Genomic DNA, 18,512 nt, shown 5'->3' with positions numbered 1-18,512 from the left:
GAGTCGTGCGCTTCGTCAGTCGTGTCTAAACGACCGCTGGCCGGTGAACACCATCGTCATATCGTGTTCGTTCGCGGCCTCGATGACGCTGTCGTCGTTCTTCGAGCCGCCGGGCTGGATGACGGCCTCGATGCCGGCGTCGGCGGCCTCCTCGATGCCGTCCGGGAAGGGGAAGAAGGCGTCGGAGGCCATCACCGCGCCCTCGGCGTCCTTGCCCTCGGCGTGCTCGTCGGCCTTCATCGCGGCGAGTCGGACGGCGTCGACGCGGGAGACCTGCCCCATGCCGATGCCGACCGTCTCCGTCCCGTTCGCAAAGAGGATGCCGTTTGACTTGACGTGCTTGAGCGTGTGCCAGGCGAACAGCATCGACTCGATCTGCTCGTCGGTCGGTTCGCGCTCGGTGACGACTTCGAGGTCGTCGGCGGTGAGGTGCTGGGTGTCCCGTTCCTGAACCAGTCTGCCGCCGACGAGGGGCTTCTCGGTCAGCGTGTCAGTGACCTCGAAGTTGTCGTTGACGTCGAGGACACGGAGGTTCTCCTTCTCGAAGAGGACGTCCAGGGCGGCGTCGGTGTAGCCCGGCGCGACGACGACCTCCTTGAAGGAGTCGATGATCTGCTCGGCGGTGGCTGCGTCGCACTCGCGGTTCAGCGCGACGATGCCGCCGAAGGCGCTCATCGGGTCCGTCGAGAGAGCCTTCTCGTAGGCCTCGGCGACGGAGTCGGCGGTCGCACAGCCGGCGGGGTTGGTGTGCTTGATGACCGCGGCGGCCGGCTCCTCGAACTCCTTGATGAGGTTCAGCGCGCCGTCGGCGTCGTTGTAGTTGTTGTACGACAGGGCCTTCGCGCCCTCGTTGAGCTGGTCGGCGTGGACGACGCTGGCCTCCGAGACGGTGGCGTCGGCGTACAGCGCGGCGTCCTGGTGGGGATTCTCCCCGTAGCGCAGGCTGGCGGCGATGTCGTCCGAGACGATGCGCCGCGCGGGGAAGTCGCCGCCCTCGTCGCCCTCGACGCTGACCGCGCCCTCGTCCCAGTCGACTTCGACGCGGTCCTCGGCGAACCACTGTACGACGCGGGGGTAGGCAGTGAACTCACCCTCGTAGAGGACGCGTTCTTTCAGGTCGGCCTCGTCGTCGCCCTCGAAGACGGGGATGGGCTCCTGTGTGACGATGGGGCCGCCGTCGACGCTCTCGTCGACGACGTGGACCGTACAGCCGGTCACCTTCACGCCGGCGTCGAGCACCTGCTCGTGGGCGTTCTCCCCGGCGAAGTTCGGCAGCAGCGACGGATGGACGTTCAGCGTGGTCGGGGCCGCGTCGAGGTACGTCTCGCTGAGGACGCGCATGTAGCCGTCGAGCGTGACGAGGTCGAAGTCGTACTCCGAGAGCGCGTCGAGGATTCGCTCCTCGTGGGCCTCGCGGGCCTCGTCGTCGTCGCGTTCGACGACCTCCGTCGGGATGCCGCGCTCGGCCGCCGCTTCGAGGACCGGCGCGTCGGCGTCGTTCGTCAGGACGACGGCGAACTCCGCGCCGCCCGGGGCGCGGTCGGCGATGTTCATGAGATTTCGGCCGCGGTTACTGGCCATACCGGCGAGTTTCATATCTGAGTGGGTGGTGGGGCCGTGCAAAGTAGTTGCGAAACGACCGCTCGGACCGACTCGGTGAGCGCCGCGAACGCGGCCCCAGGTTGGCCCGAACTGTTTTCGCCCGGATGCGTGTAGCGACTGGCAGTGCTCAGCGAGACGCTCACCGACGCGGCCATCGGGGTGGGAATCTGCGGGATGTTCCTCGGCATCGGTGCGGGGACCTGGTACCACCCGACGTTGTTCGCTCCCCTGTTGGACGACTGGGATCTCACGCCCTGGGCCCAGTTGCTGGTTGCGCCCGCGCTGCTCGTGGGCGGGTGGCTGTTGGCGTTGACCCTCCGAATCGGCTGGGTCGCCGGCCCGGGGTTTGCCCTCGTCGCCGCCGGCGTGGGGGCGCTCTGCCGACACGAGTACCGCGACACCGAGACGGCCTGGCCGTCGCGTGTCGTCTCCCGGGCGCTCGTCGCCCTCGGGACGCTCCTGTGCGTATACGGCTTCCTGGCTGCGCTGTGAGGCACGGTGGACCGCCGACGTACCAGTGTCGACGTTCCTTTGTAGCCGGCCGCCAACTCGCCGGTATGTCGAAGCTACGGTGTCAGTACGCCGGCGCGGTCGCCGCCGTCGGCGGAATCGTCTGGACCGCCTGGGCCGTGGCGCTCGCGGCGACGGGTCTGACGACGACGAGTCCGCCGGTCCTCGTCGCCAGCGCCCTCTCCAGCGCCGGCGTCGTCGCCGGCCACTACGCCGTCGAGGACTTCTACGGCGCGCGGATGAAGCGCCCGGGGACCATCGGCGCGTGGATCGGCGCGCTCGGTGGCCTCGTGTTCGGGGCTGGGCAGTCGATACGCCTCCTCTCGGGCGGCGGCGAAGCGGTCGTCGGCATCGGCGTACTCGCGCTGGTGGGTGGGTCGCTGCTGGTCGCGGTCGGCCTCGTCCGGACGCGCATCCAGCCGCCGTGGCTGGGCGTGGCTCTCGGCGTCGGGACGCTCGCCTTCCTCAGCCTGAGCGTCCAGCCGGCGGCGGCCGCCGTCTACGGGCTGGCGTGGCTCGCACTCGGACAGGACCTCTATCGGCACCTCCCGCCGGACGGTCGCTTCGGCGACGCCGAGGCCGACTACGGCTGGCTCGGCTGATCCAGCAGCCCGTCTTGCGTGTGCGGGCGAAAGTATCAGGGGGCCGCCACGCGACGGATCAGGCGTGACAGACGACGAGACGGATCCGGTCGCGGCGTCGATGAGCGGGACCACCGACTTGTACGACATCGCCGACTGGGACGCCCGGTCGCGCCTCGATGGGGTGGCGGTCGGGCTCTACGGGGTATTGCACGCGTCGCGGCGCTGGCTCCTCATCGCCGTCGCGGTGCTCCTGTTCGTGGGACAGCTCGCGGCGACGATCCTGCTGGCGCTCCGACAGCCGGAGCTGGGCGCGCTGGCGGCGCTGTCGGCGGTCCCGGCGCTCGGCATCGTCGGCTTCCTCTGGTACGGCGACCCGACGATGCGCGAGCCGCTGGAACCGCTCGCGATCACGTTCGTCCTCTCGATACTGTTCGCCAGCATCGCCGCGCTGGTCAACACCCTGTTGCAGCCGGTGTTCCAGTTCGTTCCCGTCGTCGGGATGGCGCTGTTCTTCTTCGTCGTCGTCGGCCCCATCGAGGAGACGGTGAAGTGGCTCGCGGTCCGCGTCGGGAGTTTCGACACCATCGACGCAGTGGTCGACGGCGTCGTCTACGGAGCCGTCGCGGGGCTGGGCTTCGCCACCATCGAGAACGCACTGTACATCTCACAGGGCTACTCCCAGGCCATCGCGGCCCAGAGCGGCCAGCCCATCGTCTCGGCCATCCAGACGGCGACGAGCCGCGCGTTCGTCGGCCCCGGCCACGTCCTCTACTCGTCGTTCGCCGGCTACTACCTCGGCCTGGCGAAGTTCAACCCCGAGGACGCCGGCCCCATCGTCGTCAAGGGCCTCCTGATCGCGGCGCTCATCCACGCGACCTACAACACGGTCGTGACGTACGCGCCGCTCAGCACGCTGGCGTTCCTCGGGTTCGTGATCGTCTTCGACGGCATCGTCGGCTACCTGCTGTACCGGAAGATCGCGCGCTACCGCACACACTACCAGGACGCGACGGGCACGGGGCAGTAGCTCGCGACCGGGAACGACACGCTTTTTCGCGCCTCCCGCGGACAGTCGGACATGACCGACAGAGGGCCACTCGACGCCGTTTCGCCGCTCGACGGCCGATACGCCCGCTACACCGAACCGCTCGTCCCGTACGCCAGCGAGCGGGCGCTGATGCGCGCCCGCGTGGAAGTCGAAGTCGAGTACCTGCTCGCGCTCGCTGACCTCGACGCCACGCCGCTCTCCATCGACGACGACCAGCGGGCCGCGCTCCGGGGACTGTACGAGGAGTTCGACGACGAGGACGCTTCCGTCGTCAAGCAACTGGAGACCGAGGGCTACGGCGAGTATTCGGCGACCAACCACGACGTGAAGGCCGTCGAGTACTTCATCCGCCTCGGCATGCCCGAGGACCTAGACGCCGACAACTGGATCCACTTCGGGCTGACCAGCGAGGACGTGAACAACCTCGCCCACCGCCTGCTCGTCAAGCCCGCCGCCGAGGAGGTGCTGGTCCCCGAACTCCGCGAGATTCGGGACGCCCTGGTCGAGATGGCTCACACCTACGCCGACGTGCCGATGCTCGCCCGCACGCACGGCCAGCCCGCGACGCCGACGACGTTCGGCAAGGAGATGGCCGTCTACGCCTCCCGACTGGGGCGGGCCGTCGCGCGCGTCGAGCGCGCCGCGGACGACCTCTCCGGGAAACTGGCCGGCGCGTCGGGGACCTACGCGGCCCACGTCGCCGCCTACCCGGACGTTGACTGGCCGGCGTTCTCCGAGCGCTTCGTCGCCGACCTCGGCCTGGAGCACGAACCGCTGACCACGCAGGTCAACCCCTGCGACGACTTCGAGGCGCTGTTCGACGCGCTCCGGGGCGCGAACAACGTCCTGCTGGACCTCGACCTGGACGTGTGGCTGTACGTCTCCGACCGCTACCTCGGCCAGGAGGCCGTCGAGGGCGAGACGGGGTCGTCGACGATGCCCCACAAGGTCAACCCCATCGACTTCGAGAACAGCGAGGGGAACCTCTCGAAGGCAAACTCCGATCTCGTCTTCCTCGGGGACTACGTCACCACTTCCCGGCTCCAGCGCGACCTCTCGGACTCGACGGTCAAGCGCAACATCGGGGCCGCCTTCGCCCACTGCCTCGTCGGCTACGGCAAGTGCCAGAACGGGCTCGCGAAGGTCGTCCCGAACGAGCAGGTGATGGCCGACGACCTCGCCGACACGCCAGAGATCATCGGCGAGGCCGTCCAGACCATCCTCCGGCGCGAGGGCCACGACGACGCCTACGAGCAGGTCAAGAAGGCCACTCGCGGGCGCTCGGTCACCATCGAGGACTTCCACGAGATGTACGCCGACCTCGACGTGAGCGAGGACGTGCGCGCGGAACTCGAAGCGCTGACGCCGGCGGACTACACCGGCATCGCGGAGCAGTTGGCCGACGATATCTGAGCCGCCGGTCGTCGAACGCAACGCTCAGGGAGGTGGGGCCGTTCGCGTACGGTAGATGGTCCTCGGAACCGACTCGCGAGTCCTGACGCTCGCGTTCGCGCGGATGGCGGACGCGCTCGGGAACTCGTTTCTCATCATCGTCCTCCCGCTGTACATCGCGAGCGGCCAGGTGTCGCTGACCGGCCTCGTCGGGACGGAGCTGCTGGGATTCACGCTCCAGACCGAGACGCTCATCGGTCTGGTGCTGTCGCTGTTCGGCCTGCTGAACAGCTTCGGCCAGCCGTTCACCGGACGGCTGTCGGACCGTACCGGCCGTCGGCGCGCGTTCGTCCTCACCGGTCTCATCCTGTTCGCCGTCGGGAGCGCGGCCTACCCGTTCCTCTCCAGCTACTGGACGGTCCTCGCCGCCCGAGCGTTCCAGGGTCTCGGGGCGGCCTTCACCATCCCCGCGACTATCGCGCTGGTCAACGACTACGCGGGGAGCGACGCCGAGCGTGGCGGGAACTTCGGCGTGTTCAACACCTTCCGGCTGATCGGCTTCGGGTTCGGTCCGATCATCGCCGGCGTCGTCGTCACGGGCGGCCTCGCCGCGAACGAGGTGGTGACCTACCGCATCGCGGGCACGGCGGTCTCGGGTTTCACCGCCGCCTTCGCCGTCGCCGTGCTGGGCGCAGTGGTGAGCTTCCTGCTCGTCTGGGCTCTCATCCAGGACCCGCCGGTGGACGCCGAGGCCGGGAAGGACCTCTCTATCGCGGTCATGGACCCGGACGGTCGGGGCCTCGATTCGGTGTTCGTCCTCGGCGTCGGCACGTTCATGATGGCGACGACCATCGCGCTGTTCGCCACGCTCGAAGGCCCGATCCGGATGCGGCTGGACGAGTCCACGCTGTTCTTCAGCGTCCAGTTCGCCGCCGTGGTCATCGCGAACGTCGTGTTCCAGGTCCCCATCGGCAGGGCGAGCGACCGCTTCGGTCGGCGGCCGTTCGTCGTCGCCGGCTTCGCCGTCCTCGTCCCGTCGGTGTTCGCCCAGGGCCTCGTGACGGACCCCTGGCTCATGCTGCTGGCCCGCTTCGTCCAGGGCATCGCCGTCGCGCTCGTGTTCGCGCCCTCGCTGGCGCTCGCGGGGGACCTCGCCGGGACGCGCGGTTCCGGGACGACGCTGTCGGTCCTGACGATGGCGTTCGGACTGGGCGTCGCCGTCGGCCCGCTCGCCTCCGGCGTCCTCTACAATCTCGGCTCGTTCAGCACGCCCTTCACCGCCGGGGCGGTCCTCGCGCTGGTCGCGCTCGTCCTGACGTACTCGCAGGTCGAGGAGACGCTGGACGTGGGTAACGAGTCGTCCCGGCCGTCGCCGCAGGACTGAGACGGTGCACAGCCAGGGAACAACGTGCCAGGCCCGACATTTCAGGCAATATCGACCGGAACCGTTACCATCGCCGACGGCCTATCGTGTCGTATGTTCACAGACCGCTCGGACGCGGCGCGACACCTGGTCGCCGCACTCCACCGGCGAGAGGTCGAAAGCGAGGCCGTCGTCGCCATCGCGCCCGCCGGAATCCCGGTCGGAACCGTGGTCGCCGACGAGTTGGAGGTCACGATGGACGTCCTCGTGGCCCAGCGCATCCGCGCGCCGGACCACCCGGAGTTGACTATCGGCGCGGTCGCGCCGGGCGGCTTCTCGTGGATCAACAGCCCGATGATGCGCTTTCTCGACGTGAACTGGGAGTACGTTCAGGAGGCGAAGACCCACGCCGCCGACGCCGTCGAGACGCGGGCCGTCGACTACGGCGAGCAGTGGGGCCCGCTCGACGTGGCGGGAAAGCGAGTTCTGCTGCTCGACGACGGAATTCCGACCGGGGCGGCGATGCGCGTGGCGGTCCAGCGCCTGCGGAAGGCCGGCGCGGACTCCGTCGTCGCCGCCGCGCCCGTCGCACCGCCCGACGTGCTGGCTGAGGTCCGCCGGTGGACAGACGAGGTGGTCGTCCCCCTCCAGCCGTCGGCGTTCCAGTCCACGTCGGACTACTACGAGGAGTTCGGCCGCGTGACCGACGAAGAGGCGACGACGCTATCGGCGCTCGCTGGCGAGCGGACCGCCTAGACCAGGCGCTCGACCGTCTCGCGGACCGCGCGGGCGGCCGTCCGAACCTCGGAGAGGTGGACGTACTCGCGTTTCGAGTGAGCGACCGCGCCCACCTCGTCGCTCAGCTCGCCGGGGCCGAACACGACGGTCGGTCCGTGCGCGGCGAAGTACGAGGCCTCCGTCGCCGCGCCGAACGGCCGGACCGCGCCGCCGCTGGCGTCCTGCAGCGTGCGGACGAGTTCGGCCTCGGGGTCGGTCGCGAAGGCCTCGGGGAACGGCGTGTCGGGGCGGATGAGTTCGACCTCCAGCCCCATCGCGTCCGGGAGCCACTGTTCGAGGTGGGCGCGCAGGTCGTCACAGAACGACTCGCTCGTCTCCGGCGGGACGCTCCGGCGGTCGAAGGTGATCGTACACTCGGCCGGGACCTGGTTCGTCGCCTCGCCGCCCTCGATCATCGACGCCGTGAGGATGGGGCGGCCGAGCGTCTCGTGCTCGCCGGGGCCGCCGGCTCGCGGCTCGCCGTCCGAACCGCTCTCCACCTCCGAGGCGCTGGCCGACTCGCGTTCGTCGAACGACTCCATCGCCTGCAGGACCGGCGCGGCGGCCCGAATCGCGTTCAGGCCGCTGCCGGGGTCGGCGGCATGGGCGCTCTCGCCGCGGATGGTGACGGTGCCCTCGAACTGGCCCTTCGCGGCGGTGCACACGTCCAGCCCGGTCGGCTCGCCGACGATGTAGCCGTCCGCGTCGATGGTCTCGGCGAGGTGTGCGCCGCCGGTCTGCGTGGTCTCCTCGTCGATGGAGACTGCGAGCGTCACCCGCCCGTCGTCGGGCTCGACCGTGAGGAAGGCGTCGAGCAGCGCGGCGAGCGGCCCCTTCGCGTCGCAGGCCCCGCGACCGCAAACCACGTCGCCGTCGCCCTCGTCGCCGCTGCCGTCCACGCGCTCGTCGCCGGGCCGCTCCGCCCGCCGCTCGTAGGGCAGGTGCGGCGGGACGGTGTCGATGTGCGTGTTGAGGAGGACGTGCGTGCCGTCACCCTCGCCCCGTGTCGCGACGACGTTCCCGAGGTCGTCGACCGCCGGCGACTCGCCGGCGTCGTCGAGCGTGTCGACCAGCAGCGCGCGCATCTCCGAGACGTCCTCGTGTGAGGGCGTCTCGACCGCCTTTCGGTGAAAGGTGGGGATGTCGAACGCCATCATCACGCCCGTTCAAGCCGCGTCACGTCGTCGAGCGTCTCGCGCTCGCGCACCACTCGCGTTTCGCCGTCCTCGAAGGCGACCTCCGCGGGACGGGGCTGGGAGTGGAACTGGTTGGCGAGTTCGTAGCCGTACGCGCCGGCGTTGCCGATGGCCAGCAGGTCCTCGCGCTCGGGGCGCGCGATGGGGCGGTCGGTACAGAACACGTCGGCGCTCGTACAGCAAGGGCCGCCGACAGAGACGGGTTCGCTGTCGCGCTCGGGCGCGGTGACGTTTCGGATTGGGTGATACGAGCCGAACATGGCGGGGCGGATGAGCGTCGCCAGCGAGGCGTCGACGCCGACGACCGTCGCCGCTGGTGTCTCCTTGATCGTGTTGACCGCGGTCAGAATCAGTTCGGCGTCGGCGACGACGTAGCGGCCGGGTTCGAGTTTGATCTGCGCGTCGATGTCGCCGACGGCGTCGCGGACTTTCTCACCGACCACGTCCATGTCCAGCGGTTCGGTCGTCTCGCGGTACGGGACACCGAAGCCGCCGCCGAAGTCCACGAACTCCAGGGACGCGCCGTCGGCGATGACCTCCCGGCCCATGTCCGCGACCTTCCCGATGGCTCGGCAGTGGTCGTCGAGGTCGTCGTGGAGGACGCCGCTGCCTGCGTGTGCATGCAGGCCGACGAGGTCGAAGCGCTCGCGCACGTCCGCGGCGACCTCGGGCACCTGATCGTAGGGGATGCCGAACTTCGCGTCCTTGCCGGTGGCGACCTTCTCGTGGTGGCCCGTACCGATGCCGGGGTTGATTCGGATGGCGACGCGACCGTCGTAGCCCCGCTCTTCGAGGCGGTCGAAGGTGTGGCGCGCGCCGGCGGTGATGGTGAGTCCTGGGTGTTCGGCGGCCAGGTCGACGGCGTAGTCGAGGTCGCGGTCCGGCGGATTGACGGCGGTGTACTGGAGCGTCTCCGGGTCCGCACCGGCGTCGATGGCGCGCTGGAGTTCTCCCCAGGCGGCGCACTCGATATCGGCCCCGGTTTCCACCAGTTTCGACAGAACGGCCCGGCCGGTGTGGGCCTTCGCGGCGTACATGACGTGGGCGTCGGGGAACGCCGCGGCGAAGCGCTCGTAGTTCTCGGCGACGCGGTCGAGGTCGACGACGTACAGCGGGGTGCCGTGCTCGGTGGCGACCGCCTCCAGGCGCTCGTGGTCCCAGTCCGCGAGACGGCGGACCGGCGGCGAGTCGTGGCTCATTGGGGGAACAACGGCGACGGCGGCTAACAAGGGTTCCGTTTCGGGGCCCGACTGTCGGGTCCGACGGCCGCAGTCAGGAGCGATGACGACGCAACTGTGTGTCAGTGAGTGGGGAATTCCGTGGCAGACTGACGGTGGCGCGAAATCGATCCGCCCTGGTTCGAGCGACTGGTAGTCCCGACAAATCAGAAGTCATTCGCTCGTAAACCGCGTCGAAGTAACGGTTCACGGCGAAACAGCGTCGTCTCGAACCGGCCGTTCGTCTCGCACGGCCGCGGTTTCACCCGCAGTTTTCGGGTGGTATTCGCGCTGTCAATTCGTGTCAGCATAGACTTATTACTCATCCAACACTATTGGGACGTATGCCTTTCAGGTTCTCCAGTGGCGGCCGTCGGGCCGCCGCGCTCGCGCTCGCATCGCTCGTCCTGCTCTCGGCCGTGACCGGCGTCGCCGCGGCGCAGTCGTATCAGGGCGCTTCCGACACCATCGTCGTCGGCGTCGACGAGTCCTACGACAGCATCGAGGGCGTCGCCGGGACGATCATCGTCCGCGGGACCGTGACCGGGGACGTCGCCGCCGCGGCAGGGACGATACACGTCACAGAGTCAGGCGAGGTCGGCGGGAACATCGAGGCGGCGGCGGGGACCGTCCGCATCGACGGGACCGTCGGCGGCGACGTGAGCGCGGCCGGCGGCACGGTCGAGATCGGCGAGACGGCGCAGATAGGCGGAAACCTCGACGCCGGCGCGGGCTTCCTCGCGATCCACGGGACGATCGGCGGGAGCGTCAGCGCCGGGGCAGAAGAGATCGTCGTCGGCCCGACAGCGTCGGTCGGCGGCGACGTGCGCTACGACGCCGCGACGTTCACCCGCGACCCCGAAGCCACCGTCGGCGGGAGCGTCGTCCAGGACGAGAGCATCGGCGACAGCGGGGGCCCGGACTTCGGCGCGTTCACGCTCCCGTCGTGGCTCGGCGTCGTCTACGGTCTGTTCGTGAACCTCCTGCTCGGCGCGGTCCTGCTGGCCGCCTTCCCGTCGTTCTCGGCGCGCGTCGCCGAGCGCGTTGGGGAGAATCCGGCCACGTCCGGCGGCGTTGGCCTGCTGACGCTCGTCGGTGTACCGCTCGTGCTCGTCGTGCTCCTGTTCACCATCGTCGGCATCCCGCTCTCGTTGGTCGGTGCAGTCGCGTTCGGCATCGCGGCGTGGGTCGCCGTCGTCTACGGCCAGTTCGCCGTCGGGTCGTGGGCGCTCACGCTCGCCGACCGGGAGAACCGCTGGCTCGCGCTCGTCGTCGGTCTCGTCGGGTTCGCGATCCTCGGTGCGATTCCGATCCTGGGCGGCCTGCTCGAACTGGTCGCGTTCCTGCTCGGCCTCGGCGCCCTGGCGCTCACGCTCCGGGAGTCCTACCGGGGCCGCAGGGAGGAGTCAACGGGCGGCCGGCAGGCGACGCTCGACGAGAGCGGCGACACGCCGGCGGCGTGACCACCGGCTGTCACGCCTCGCTCGGCACTCGGTCCGGGGCCCCGCGAGTCCTGGCCGCGGCGTAGGTCCAACCGAGGAGCAGGCCGTACACGAGGTGGGCGACGCCGACCGAAGCCACGACGACGAGGCTCCCGAGCATGCCCGGCAGCGGGACCAGCGGCTCGGGGAACGACTGGACTCCCAGCGCGCTCATCGACACCGGGAGCAAGAGTCCCGTCGAGAGCAGACCGATCGCGGCCGCAAAGACCACGCCGGCCGCAACGCTCTCGCCGACGGACTCGATCTGGCTGTGAAACACCGGCCGAGAGACGACGAACGCGAACAACAGGCCCGCGAGGACGCTGTTCAGCAGGTGGACGACCCACCCGCCGACGACAGTCGGCCAGCCGTACAGCGCCCCGACGAACGGCATGAGGTTCGCTCCCGCGTGGAACACGATGCCCATGCCGATGCCGGCGACCAGTCCGCTCGCACCACCAGCGACCCATCTGTACTGCGCCACCGCCGAGACGCGAGAGACTGTGTGGCCCTGGCTCATGCATGCGTCACTGTCACACAGTAACAAATATTCGGGAGATCGTCCACGGTCGGCGGCGACGCGTAACGTCGGCCTACGGCACGTCTGAGGCTTGGATACTGGACGAATCAAGGATGTGCTGATCACTTAGCCCAGCGAGAGCCGCTTCCAGGTCATCCGCTACTCCACGGCTCCCGTCGGTCGCCGTTCCGTCGAGGTTGCTTCCGCTGGTCGCAACCTCGCTGCTCACGGTTCGCTTCGCTCACCGTTCGCGTGTCCGAGGAAGCTCCCTTCGGTCGCTTCCTCGCTGCTCGCGGGCCACTCCGTTCCCCGCTCACGTTACCGAGGTTCTTCGCTTCGCTCAGAACCTCGCAACTCACGGTTCCCTTCGCTCACCGTTCGCGTATCGAGAGCCGCTCCCTTCGGTCGCGCCTCTCGCTACTCCCGAAGCGCGTCCTCTCGCTCCGTCGCTTCCAGCGTCTCCTCCTCTACGTCGGTCGCCACCACAGCGGGCTTGTACGCGCCGCCGGGGATGAGGTCGTGGTCGCCGACGGAGGAGTCGACGAAGCGCTGGAACGCGCGCCGCTCCGGCGGGAGCTCGCCGTAGATGACTTCCTCCTCGACGAGGTCGTAGACCGGAATCCGGGGAGTCAAAAGCGTGTTCTCGCCGACGATAGAGCCCTCGCCGACGACGAAGCCGCTGGTGACGCGACAGCCAGCGCCCAGCGACACCTCGTCTTCGACGATGACCGGGGCGTTCTCGACGGGTTCGAGAACGCCGCCGATGAGCGTGTTCGCGCCGAGTTTGACGTTCTCGCCGATCTGGGCGCAGGAACCGACGGTGTCACAGGAGTCGACGAGTGTGCCGTCGCCGACGTAGGCCCCGATGTTGACGAAGGAGGGCGACATCATGATGCAGTCCTCGCCGAGGTACGCGCCGCGGCGGATCGTCGTCCCGTCAGGCGTGTTGCGGGTCCCGCGCTCGCCGAGGTCGCCCGTCTCGCGCAGCGGCAGTACGTCGTGGTAGTCGACGCCGCCGTACTCGCGAGCCACCGTCTCGCGCAGGCCGAAGTTGAGGAGAATGCCCTGCTTGACCCAGGCGTTAGCCTCCCATTCGCCGTCGGACTTCTCCGCGGCGCGGACCTCGCCGGCTTCCAGCGCGGCCAGGAACTCGTCGAGGGTGTTCAGGTGGTCGTCCGTCGCGTCGGCGGCGGTCAGCCCGTCCTGTTTGCGTTGCCAGAGGTCGTCGATGTCGGCTTCGAGACTCATACCACCCGGTTGCGACTCCGGGGGCTTACCTCTCCGGGTTTTCGGGCGACTGTGCTACTGTGACACACTCCGTCGCTCGTCCGTCGGCTGTCGGTCTCTGTCCGCCGTCCGGCTCAGTCCGCGCCCTGACCGGGGATGTAGCCGCAGTCGTCGCAGATGCTGATGCTGGGGGCCGACGCTTTGAACTCGCCGGAGCAGTGCGGGCAATCGGTCGCTGGCAGTTGGACGCGCTGGTTCGTAGCCATACACGATGATCGGCGAATCCCACATATAAGGCTACCCGTAATATGGAGAAAACTGTTTGGTTGCGTATTATCGCATATTAACATCGTCGCGCCAGCCAGTGCGACCGGCGAGGTGACGCGGCCGAATCGGTTGAGGTCGACAGCAGGCAGCGCTCAGGCGTCGACGACTTCGCCGAAGGAGTACCATCCCGCGTCGCGGCCGACGAGCCACGACGCGGCGTCGAGCGCGCCGGCGGCGAACACGCCGCGGTCCTCGGCGCGGTGGGACAGCGAGAGCACCTCGTCGTCGCCCGCGAGTAGCAGTTCGTGCTCCCCACGGACGTCGCCGGCCCGGCGAGCGAACACGCCGATCTCGTCATCGTCGCGAGGCGCGTGTCCCTCCCGGCCGTACACCGGCTCAACGTCCCTCTCGGACTGAATCACGTCGAGGATGGAGTTTGCGGTGCCCGAGGGCGCGTCGACCTTGCGGTTGTGGTGGGTCTCCATGAGTTCCAGGTCGTACTCGTCGAGCGTCCCGACGGCCTCCCGGACGAGGCGCTGGAGCACCTGGATGCCCCGCGAGAAGTTGGTCGCCTTCAACAGCGGGACCGACTCGCTCACGTCCTTGAGGCGGGCCATTCCGTCCTCGTCGAAGCCGGTCGTCCCGACGACGATGGGCACGCCCGCGTCCGCGCATGCCTCGGCGACAGTTAGCGCGCCCTCTGGGACGGCGAAGTCGACAACCACGTCGACGTCGTACTCCGCGAGCGCGTCGGCCGCGTCGTCAGGGTGGACGACCGGCACGCCCTCGACGGCGTCGGTGGCGCTCGTGGCGAACCCGACCACCACGTCGGCGTCGCCGGCGGCCGCGAGGACTGCGTGCCCCATCTGTCCGGTGACGCCGTTGACCGCGACCCGCGTCATCGCTCGACCTCTGCGTACTCGTCTTCGAGGTCCTCCGTCTCCAGCGTGGCGAGTACGTCGCGGAGGTGGTCGAGGTGCTCGTCCGAGAGGCGGGTCAGCGGCGACCGGACGTGGGCCGGGCCGTAGCCGCGGATGCGCATGGCCTCCTTGACCGGGATGGGGTTGGTCTCGACGAACAGCGCGCGGAACAGCGGCCCGAGTTCGTGATGGAGGTCACGAGCGCGGGCATAGTCGCCGGAGAGCGCCGCGCCGACCATCGCGCAGGTCCGCTCGGGTTCGACGTTCGCGGCGACGGAGATACAGCCGTCGGCGCCGACAGACAGCATCGGGAGCGTCATGCCGTCGTCGCCCGAGAGCACCGCGAAGTCTTCGTCTCGGGTGCGTTCGATGATCTCGGAAATCTGGTTCATGTCGCCGCTCGCTGCCTTGTACGCCCGGATGTTGGGGTGCGAGGAGAGTTCGACCGCGGTGTCGGGCACGATGTTTTGACCCGTTCGGGACGGGACGTTGTAGACGATCTGAGGCAGGTCCACGGCGTCGGCGATAGCCGTGTAGTGGTCGACGAGGCCCTGCTGTTCTGGCTTGTTGTAGTACGGCGAGATGAGCAACAGGGCGTCCGCGCCCGCGTCGGCAGAGCGCTGGGAGAGTTCCAGCGCCTCCGCCGTGTTGTTCGAGCCGGAGCCGGCGATGACCGGCACGTCGTCGACGGCGTCGATGACCGCCTCGACCACCTCGATGTGCTCGTCGTGCGAGAGGGTCGCGGACTCGCCGGTCGAGCCGACCGGGACGAGGCCGTCGACGCCGGCGGATTCGAGCCGCTGGGCGTCGCGCCGAAGGGTTTCGAAGTCGATGCTGCCGTCCTGTTCGAAGGGCGTGCACATGGCCGGGAACACGCCGCGGAAGTCGATGTCTGTCATTGCTGGGGGTGTCGTGTCGGTGTGGGATATGTCGTCCGGTTGGAGACGGTGCGGCCGACAGCCGGAGACGGGCCGAGGGCTGTCGACGATCTGAGAATCCGACCCGAAACGGAGTCGCCACGTCCGCTCCGAGCCGCTAGAACGGCGGTTTGCGTTTCGCGCGGACGACGCGCTCGCCGAGCGGCAGCGAACCGAGGCGTGACGGGCGGCGTCGTCGCATAGTGGAACGACTGCGTGTCAGCGACTTAGCTCTTGTGCTCTCCGCCTGACGACCCCGAAAGCATATCCCGGCAGGGGTGACAAGACCTGATATGACAGTCTCGCATCCGGGACAGCGCGTGGCCGTCCTGGCCGACGCGCAGAACCTCTATCACACCGCCCGGAGCCTCTATACGCGAAATATCGACTACGCCGCACTGCTGGAAGAAGCCGTCAACGGCCGGGAACTGACGCGGGCGATCGCCTACGTCATCCGGGCGGACTCGCCCGAGGAGGAATCGTTCTTCGATGCCCTCGTCGATATCGGGTTCGAGACGCGCATCAAGGACATCAAGACGTTCCAGGACGGGTCGAAGAAGGCCGACTGGGACGTGGGGATGAGCCTCGACGCCGTCACGCTGGCGAAGCACAACGACGCCGTCGTCCTCTGTACCGGCGACGGCGACTTCGCCCGCCTCTGTCGCTATCTCCGCCACGAGGGGTGTCGCGCCGAGGCGATGGGGTTCGAGGAATCCTCCTCGGAGGACCTGAAGGCCGCCGTCGACGGCTTCATCGACATGAGCGACGACTCCGAGCGGTTCCTGCTGTAGCTGGTGACGTCGCGTTCTGAGAGCTACCGGAGAAGCGGCGGCGTTAGACCGGGCGACCTTCTTCGGACGTCCCGACCAGCAGTGCGCCGGCGGCGAGCCCCAGCGCGGCCAGCCCCGCAGCGACGGTCGGGATGCCGATATCGATCGTTCCTGTGCCGAGGATGAGCGCGCTGCTGACGACCAGCAGCAGGACGCCCAGCGCCACTTTCCGCGTGTCCGTTGCCATATCGTCCCCTTGGAAGTCATCCGGTATAAATTTCCCCAAAATCGCACGACGGGAGTGCGTTAAGCGGTATCATACACCGTGTCGTTCGAGTGCGACGGGCAAGTGCCTGCCAGTCTGCCGCCACATCCGCCTGTCCCACTGAAGCAGTACACTCATTCGCACAGACATCCCGGTTTCGCCCGGGTCACAGTGACTGTGGGTGTCGGTAACTGTCCGTCGAGAACGGTGTTGGTATCGTGGCCCACCGGTCGTCGCGTCCTCGCGGTCGCGACACTCGCCGCGAGGGCGCGTCCCTGACGAAACCGAAGGCATTCCGGTTCGACCGACGCGCGATCACGCGGACGACTCTCTCGGAGTGGACCCGACGGTTCGGGCAAGCCGTGCGGTGTCCACCCGTATTCGACCCACCATTTCCTCTCTCTTTTCCTCTCGAACCAGCGAATCGAGGCATCCCCGTCGCGACAGACCGAAAGGGGGTTTATCGCCCGGCGACGAACTCGGGCCATGACAGACAGCGAATTCCGGGGACTCCGCCGCGCGGCCGACTACCAGTTCGGCGGCGGGGGCGGGGCGGCGCTGTTCGCGGACGCCGACGCGCTCGACGTGACCCACACCAGTTCCGGCCGGCCGCGGCAGGTCCACGCCGGCGACGGCCGCGTGGCGACCTACGGCAGCGACGGCCGCTTCAGGCTCGGACTGGCCGGCGGCCGCCGCCTGCTCGACGCCTTCGCCGCGCCGCGCCACCGCGTGGTCGTCGGCGACGAGAGCGAGCCCTTCGTCCGCGAGGGGCGCAACGCCTTCGCGAAGTTCGTCCAGTCGGCCGACGACGGCCTCCGACCGGGCGACGAGACCCTGGTCGTTCACGAGGACGGGGACCTGCTCGCGGTCGGCCGCGCGGAACTCCCGGGCAGCGGGATGGACGACTTCGAGACGGGGATGGCAGTGAAGGTCCGGCAGGGCGCGGACGACTGACAGAAAGCACTTGCCGCTCCTTTCGAGACGTGCGATATGCGCCGCCGCACGTTCCTCGCCGCGCTCGCGCTCTCCCCAATCACTGGCTGTGTCGCGCCCAGTGGATCTACCACGACATCGAGCGAGACCCCAGCAACATCCCCGACGACCACACCGGAATCGTCGGCAACACCGACGGTGACGCCGCCACCAGACGATCCGATCCTGTTCGTCGTTCACAACCCTACAGAGAGTGACCTGACCGTCTCCGTCACCCTCACGCACGACGGAACAGCGCTGATCGATGAGACGGTGGCGCTGGCGGCTGACGAAGCCGTAGAGTACGACCCTGGGATCCACTCACCCGGTGAGTACACGCTAACTGTCGCTGTGGACGGCAGGCCAACGAAGACCCGAAAGCTCCCTATCGATCGGTTCGACGTTGGAGCGGGGTCGAACCACTACGTAGAGATAGACGCGGACGAGATCCAGATCTTCGCGGAGGAGTAGTCACAGCACAAGCCCCGTCTGGAGCGCCCAGACCAGCACCGTCACCGTCAGCGCCGACGCCACCGTCGTCAGAAACACCGTCGCGCTGACCAGTTCGCCGGCCGAACGACCGTCGGACTGGCCGCTGAACGCGCCGACGAGGATGATCGTCGTCACGCCCGTCGGCGTCGCCAGCAGGAGGACGACCACCCGCGCGACCGTCGGGTCCCCGAACCCGACTGCGAGCACCGCGGCGAGCGCGAGGAACGGCGCGAGCAGGAGCCGCATCGCGCTCGCGAGCCCGACCGATCGAAAGTCGCTGTCCCCGTCGACGTTCGACAGCTGGATCCCGAGGATGAGCAGCATCACCGGGATCGAGGCGTTTCCGAGTAGTTCGAGCGTCTGCATCATCGTCGAGTCTGTCGGCGGGACCGCTCCGAGCCAGCGGGCGGCGAGGGCGACGACGACGGCGTAGACGAGCGGCACGCCGAACACCCGACGCATATCGGCGAGCGCGCTGCCGCCGCTGCCGCGGGCGGCGACGTAGATTCCCAGGGTGTACAGCAGCACGCCCTGGAGCGCGGTCACGAGGACGGCGACGCTGCGCCCGGTCGCGCCGAACGCGAAGTCCGCGAGCGGAATGCCGTAGTTCCCGGTGTTGGGAAACACAGACACGAGGACGAACGCGCCGAGGAAGGGTTCGGCGTGGCCCGTCAGGCGGCCGACGCCCTCCGCGACGGCGAGCATCGCGGCCGTGAACAGCGCGACGGCGAGGACCACGCTGAGAATCGTCCCGCCGCCCAGCGTCGACGTGGTGAGGCTGTGAAAGACCAGGGCGGGCGCGAGGACGTACACCGTGACGGTGTTGAGCGCGTCGGGGTCGACCCCCTTCGCCCGCCCGAGCGCGAAGCCGGCGGCGGCGACCACCACGACCGGGAGGATGGCCGTCGCAAAGATCGAAAGCAGCGACACGGCGAGGATGGACGACCGAGCCTTAGAACCGTTACGAAACGGTAGAGCGCGAACGCGCCTGC

General features: G+C 68.7%; 20 protein-coding genes. 10 read left to right on the top strand and 10 right to left on the bottom strand.

All coding sequences use genetic code 11. From position 1 onward, the window contains the following. Window positions 1-15 precede the first annotated feature (15 nt). Entirely contained in the window at window positions 16-1,596 is a 1,581-nt protein-coding gene (gene purH / locus ACOZ4I_RS03720; RefSeq protein ID WP_424003159.1) for a bifunctional phosphoribosylaminoimidazolecarboxamide formyltransferase/IMP cyclohydrolase, read from the bottom strand. Between the two features lie 129 nt (window positions 1,597-1,725). Here purH and ACOZ4I_RS03715 point away from each other — a divergent pair, with 129 nt between their 5' ends. The 6 genes from ACOZ4I_RS03715 (at window position 1,726) to ACOZ4I_RS03690 (ending at window position 7,255) form a co-directional block, all read left to right on the top strand. Then, window positions 1,726-2,094, top strand: coding sequence for a hypothetical protein (locus ACOZ4I_RS03715; protein WP_424003157.1), 369 nt, complete (start codon window positions 1,726-1,728; stop codon window positions 2,092-2,094). A 65-nt stretch (window positions 2,095-2,159) separates the two neighbouring features. Beyond that, complete coding sequence (locus tag ACOZ4I_RS03710) at window positions 2,160-2,714, top strand: hypothetical protein (RefSeq protein ID WP_424003155.1); 555 nt, start codon at window positions 2,160-2,162, stop codon at window positions 2,712-2,714. Between the two features lie 64 nt (window positions 2,715-2,778). Beyond that, window positions 2,779-3,723 carry a PrsW family intramembrane metalloprotease gene (locus ACOZ4I_RS03705; protein WP_424003153.1) on the top strand — a complete coding sequence of 315 codons (945 nt, stop codon included), beginning with the start codon at window positions 2,779-2,781 and terminating at the stop codon, window positions 3,721-3,723. Window positions 3,724-3,774: 51 nt separating this feature from the next. Then, window positions 3,775-5,157: an adenylosuccinate lyase gene (gene purB, locus ACOZ4I_RS03700; protein ID WP_424003151.1), complete on the top strand. Its 1,383-nt coding sequence runs from the start codon at window positions 3,775-3,777 to the stop codon at window positions 5,155-5,157. 55 nt (window positions 5,158-5,212) lie between these two features. Continuing rightward, window positions 5,213-6,520: an MFS transporter gene (locus ACOZ4I_RS03695; protein ID WP_424003149.1), complete on the top strand. Its 1,308-nt coding sequence runs from the start codon at window positions 5,213-5,215 to the stop codon at window positions 6,518-6,520. A gap of 93 nt (window positions 6,521-6,613) precedes the next feature. Then, on the top strand, window positions 6,614-7,255 hold the full coding sequence (locus ACOZ4I_RS03690) for a phosphoribosyltransferase (RefSeq protein WP_424003147.1): 642 nt from the start codon (window positions 6,614-6,616) through the stop codon (window positions 7,253-7,255). Here the strand turns inward: ACOZ4I_RS03690 and ACOZ4I_RS03685 are convergent. Then, window positions 7,252-8,430 (bottom strand): M20 family metallopeptidase, encoded by a 1,179-nt coding sequence (locus ACOZ4I_RS03685; protein WP_424003145.1) that lies wholly within the window; start codon window positions 8,428-8,430, stop codon window positions 7,252-7,254. The genes ACOZ4I_RS03690 and ACOZ4I_RS03685 overlap by 4 nt on opposite strands. Window positions 8,431-8,432: 2 nt before the next feature. Beyond that, the gene (gene lysA / locus ACOZ4I_RS03680) at window positions 8,433-9,671 is read right to left on the bottom strand and encodes a diaminopimelate decarboxylase (RefSeq protein WP_424003143.1); all 1,239 of its coding nucleotides are present in this window, start codon (window positions 9,669-9,671) and stop codon (window positions 8,433-8,435) included. A 362-nt stretch (window positions 9,672-10,033) separates the two neighbouring features. On the opposite strand from lysA, the gene ACOZ4I_RS03675 reads away from it, so the two are divergent. Beyond that, on the top strand, window positions 10,034-11,152 hold the full coding sequence (locus ACOZ4I_RS03675; RefSeq protein WP_424003141.1) for a bactofilin family protein: 1,119 nt from the start codon (window positions 10,034-10,036) through the stop codon (window positions 11,150-11,152). Window positions 11,153-11,162: 10 nt separating this feature from the next. On the opposite strand, the gene ACOZ4I_RS03670 is transcribed toward ACOZ4I_RS03675, so the two are convergent. The 5 genes from ACOZ4I_RS03670 to dapA form a co-directional block, all read right to left on the bottom strand. Continuing rightward, window positions 11,163-11,690 carry a hypothetical protein gene (locus ACOZ4I_RS03670; protein ID WP_424003139.1) on the bottom strand — a complete coding sequence of 176 codons (528 nt, stop codon included), beginning with the start codon at window positions 11,688-11,690 and terminating at the stop codon, window positions 11,163-11,165. 417 nt (window positions 11,691-12,107) lie between these two features. After that, window positions 12,108-12,938: a 2,3,4,5-tetrahydropyridine-2,6-dicarboxylate N-succinyltransferase gene (locus tag ACOZ4I_RS03665; RefSeq protein WP_424003137.1), complete on the bottom strand. Its 831-nt coding sequence runs from the start codon at window positions 12,936-12,938 to the stop codon at window positions 12,108-12,110. A 113-nt stretch (window positions 12,939-13,051) separates the two neighbouring features. Beyond that, window positions 13,052-13,183, bottom strand: coding sequence for a hypothetical protein (locus tag ACOZ4I_RS03660; protein WP_277815033.1), 132 nt, complete (start codon window positions 13,181-13,183; stop codon window positions 13,052-13,054). A gap of 153 nt (window positions 13,184-13,336) precedes the next feature. Then, the gene (gene dapB, locus ACOZ4I_RS03655) at window positions 13,337-14,086 is read right to left on the bottom strand and encodes a 4-hydroxy-tetrahydrodipicolinate reductase (RefSeq protein WP_424003135.1); all 750 of its coding nucleotides are present in this window, start codon (window positions 14,084-14,086) and stop codon (window positions 13,337-13,339) included. Further along, the gene (gene dapA / locus ACOZ4I_RS03650; RefSeq protein ID WP_424003133.1) at window positions 14,083-15,003 is read right to left on the bottom strand and encodes a 4-hydroxy-tetrahydrodipicolinate synthase; all 921 of its coding nucleotides are present in this window, start codon (window positions 15,001-15,003) and stop codon (window positions 14,083-14,085) included. The genes dapB and dapA overlap by 4 nt, the downstream gene beginning before the upstream one ends. 311 nt (window positions 15,004-15,314) lie before the next feature. Here dapA and ACOZ4I_RS03645 point away from each other — a divergent pair, with 311 nt between their 5' ends. Beyond that, window positions 15,315-15,812 carry an NYN domain-containing protein gene (locus ACOZ4I_RS03645; protein WP_424003131.1) on the top strand — a complete coding sequence of 166 codons (498 nt, stop codon included), beginning with the start codon at window positions 15,315-15,317 and terminating at the stop codon, window positions 15,810-15,812. Window positions 15,813-15,855: 43 nt separating this feature from the next. Here the strand turns inward: ACOZ4I_RS03645 and ACOZ4I_RS03640 are convergent, their stop codons facing one another. Further along, window positions 15,856-16,038, bottom strand: a complete 183-nt coding sequence (locus ACOZ4I_RS03640) for a hypothetical protein (RefSeq protein ID WP_162412049.1) — start codon at window positions 16,036-16,038, stop codon at window positions 15,856-15,858. 504 nt (window positions 16,039-16,542) lie between these two features. On the opposite strand from ACOZ4I_RS03640, the gene ACOZ4I_RS03635 reads away from it, so the two are divergent. Next, on the top strand, window positions 16,543-17,010 hold the full coding sequence (locus ACOZ4I_RS03635) for a PUA domain-containing protein (protein ID WP_424003129.1): 468 nt from the start codon (window positions 16,543-16,545) through the stop codon (window positions 17,008-17,010). 36 nt (window positions 17,011-17,046) lie between these two features. Beyond that, complete coding sequence (locus tag ACOZ4I_RS03630; protein WP_424003127.1) at window positions 17,047-17,499, top strand: hypothetical protein; 453 nt, start codon at window positions 17,047-17,049, stop codon at window positions 17,497-17,499. Here ACOZ4I_RS03630 and ACOZ4I_RS03625 read toward each other — a convergent pair whose 3' ends face one another. Beyond that, a complete protein-coding gene (locus tag ACOZ4I_RS03625) occupies window positions 17,500-18,450 on the bottom strand; it encodes an AEC family transporter (protein ID WP_424003124.1) in 951 nt (316 codons plus the stop codon). Window positions 18,451-18,512: the final 62 nt, after the last annotated feature.

Source organism: Haloarcula salina, assembly GCF_049603855.1.
Lineage (GTDB): Archaea > Halobacteriota > Halobacteria > Halobacteriales > Haloarculaceae > Haloarcula > Haloarcula salina_A.
The sequence above is the reverse complement of the archived record's forward strand: the minus strand, read 5'-3'. Positions and strand labels throughout refer to the sequence as shown.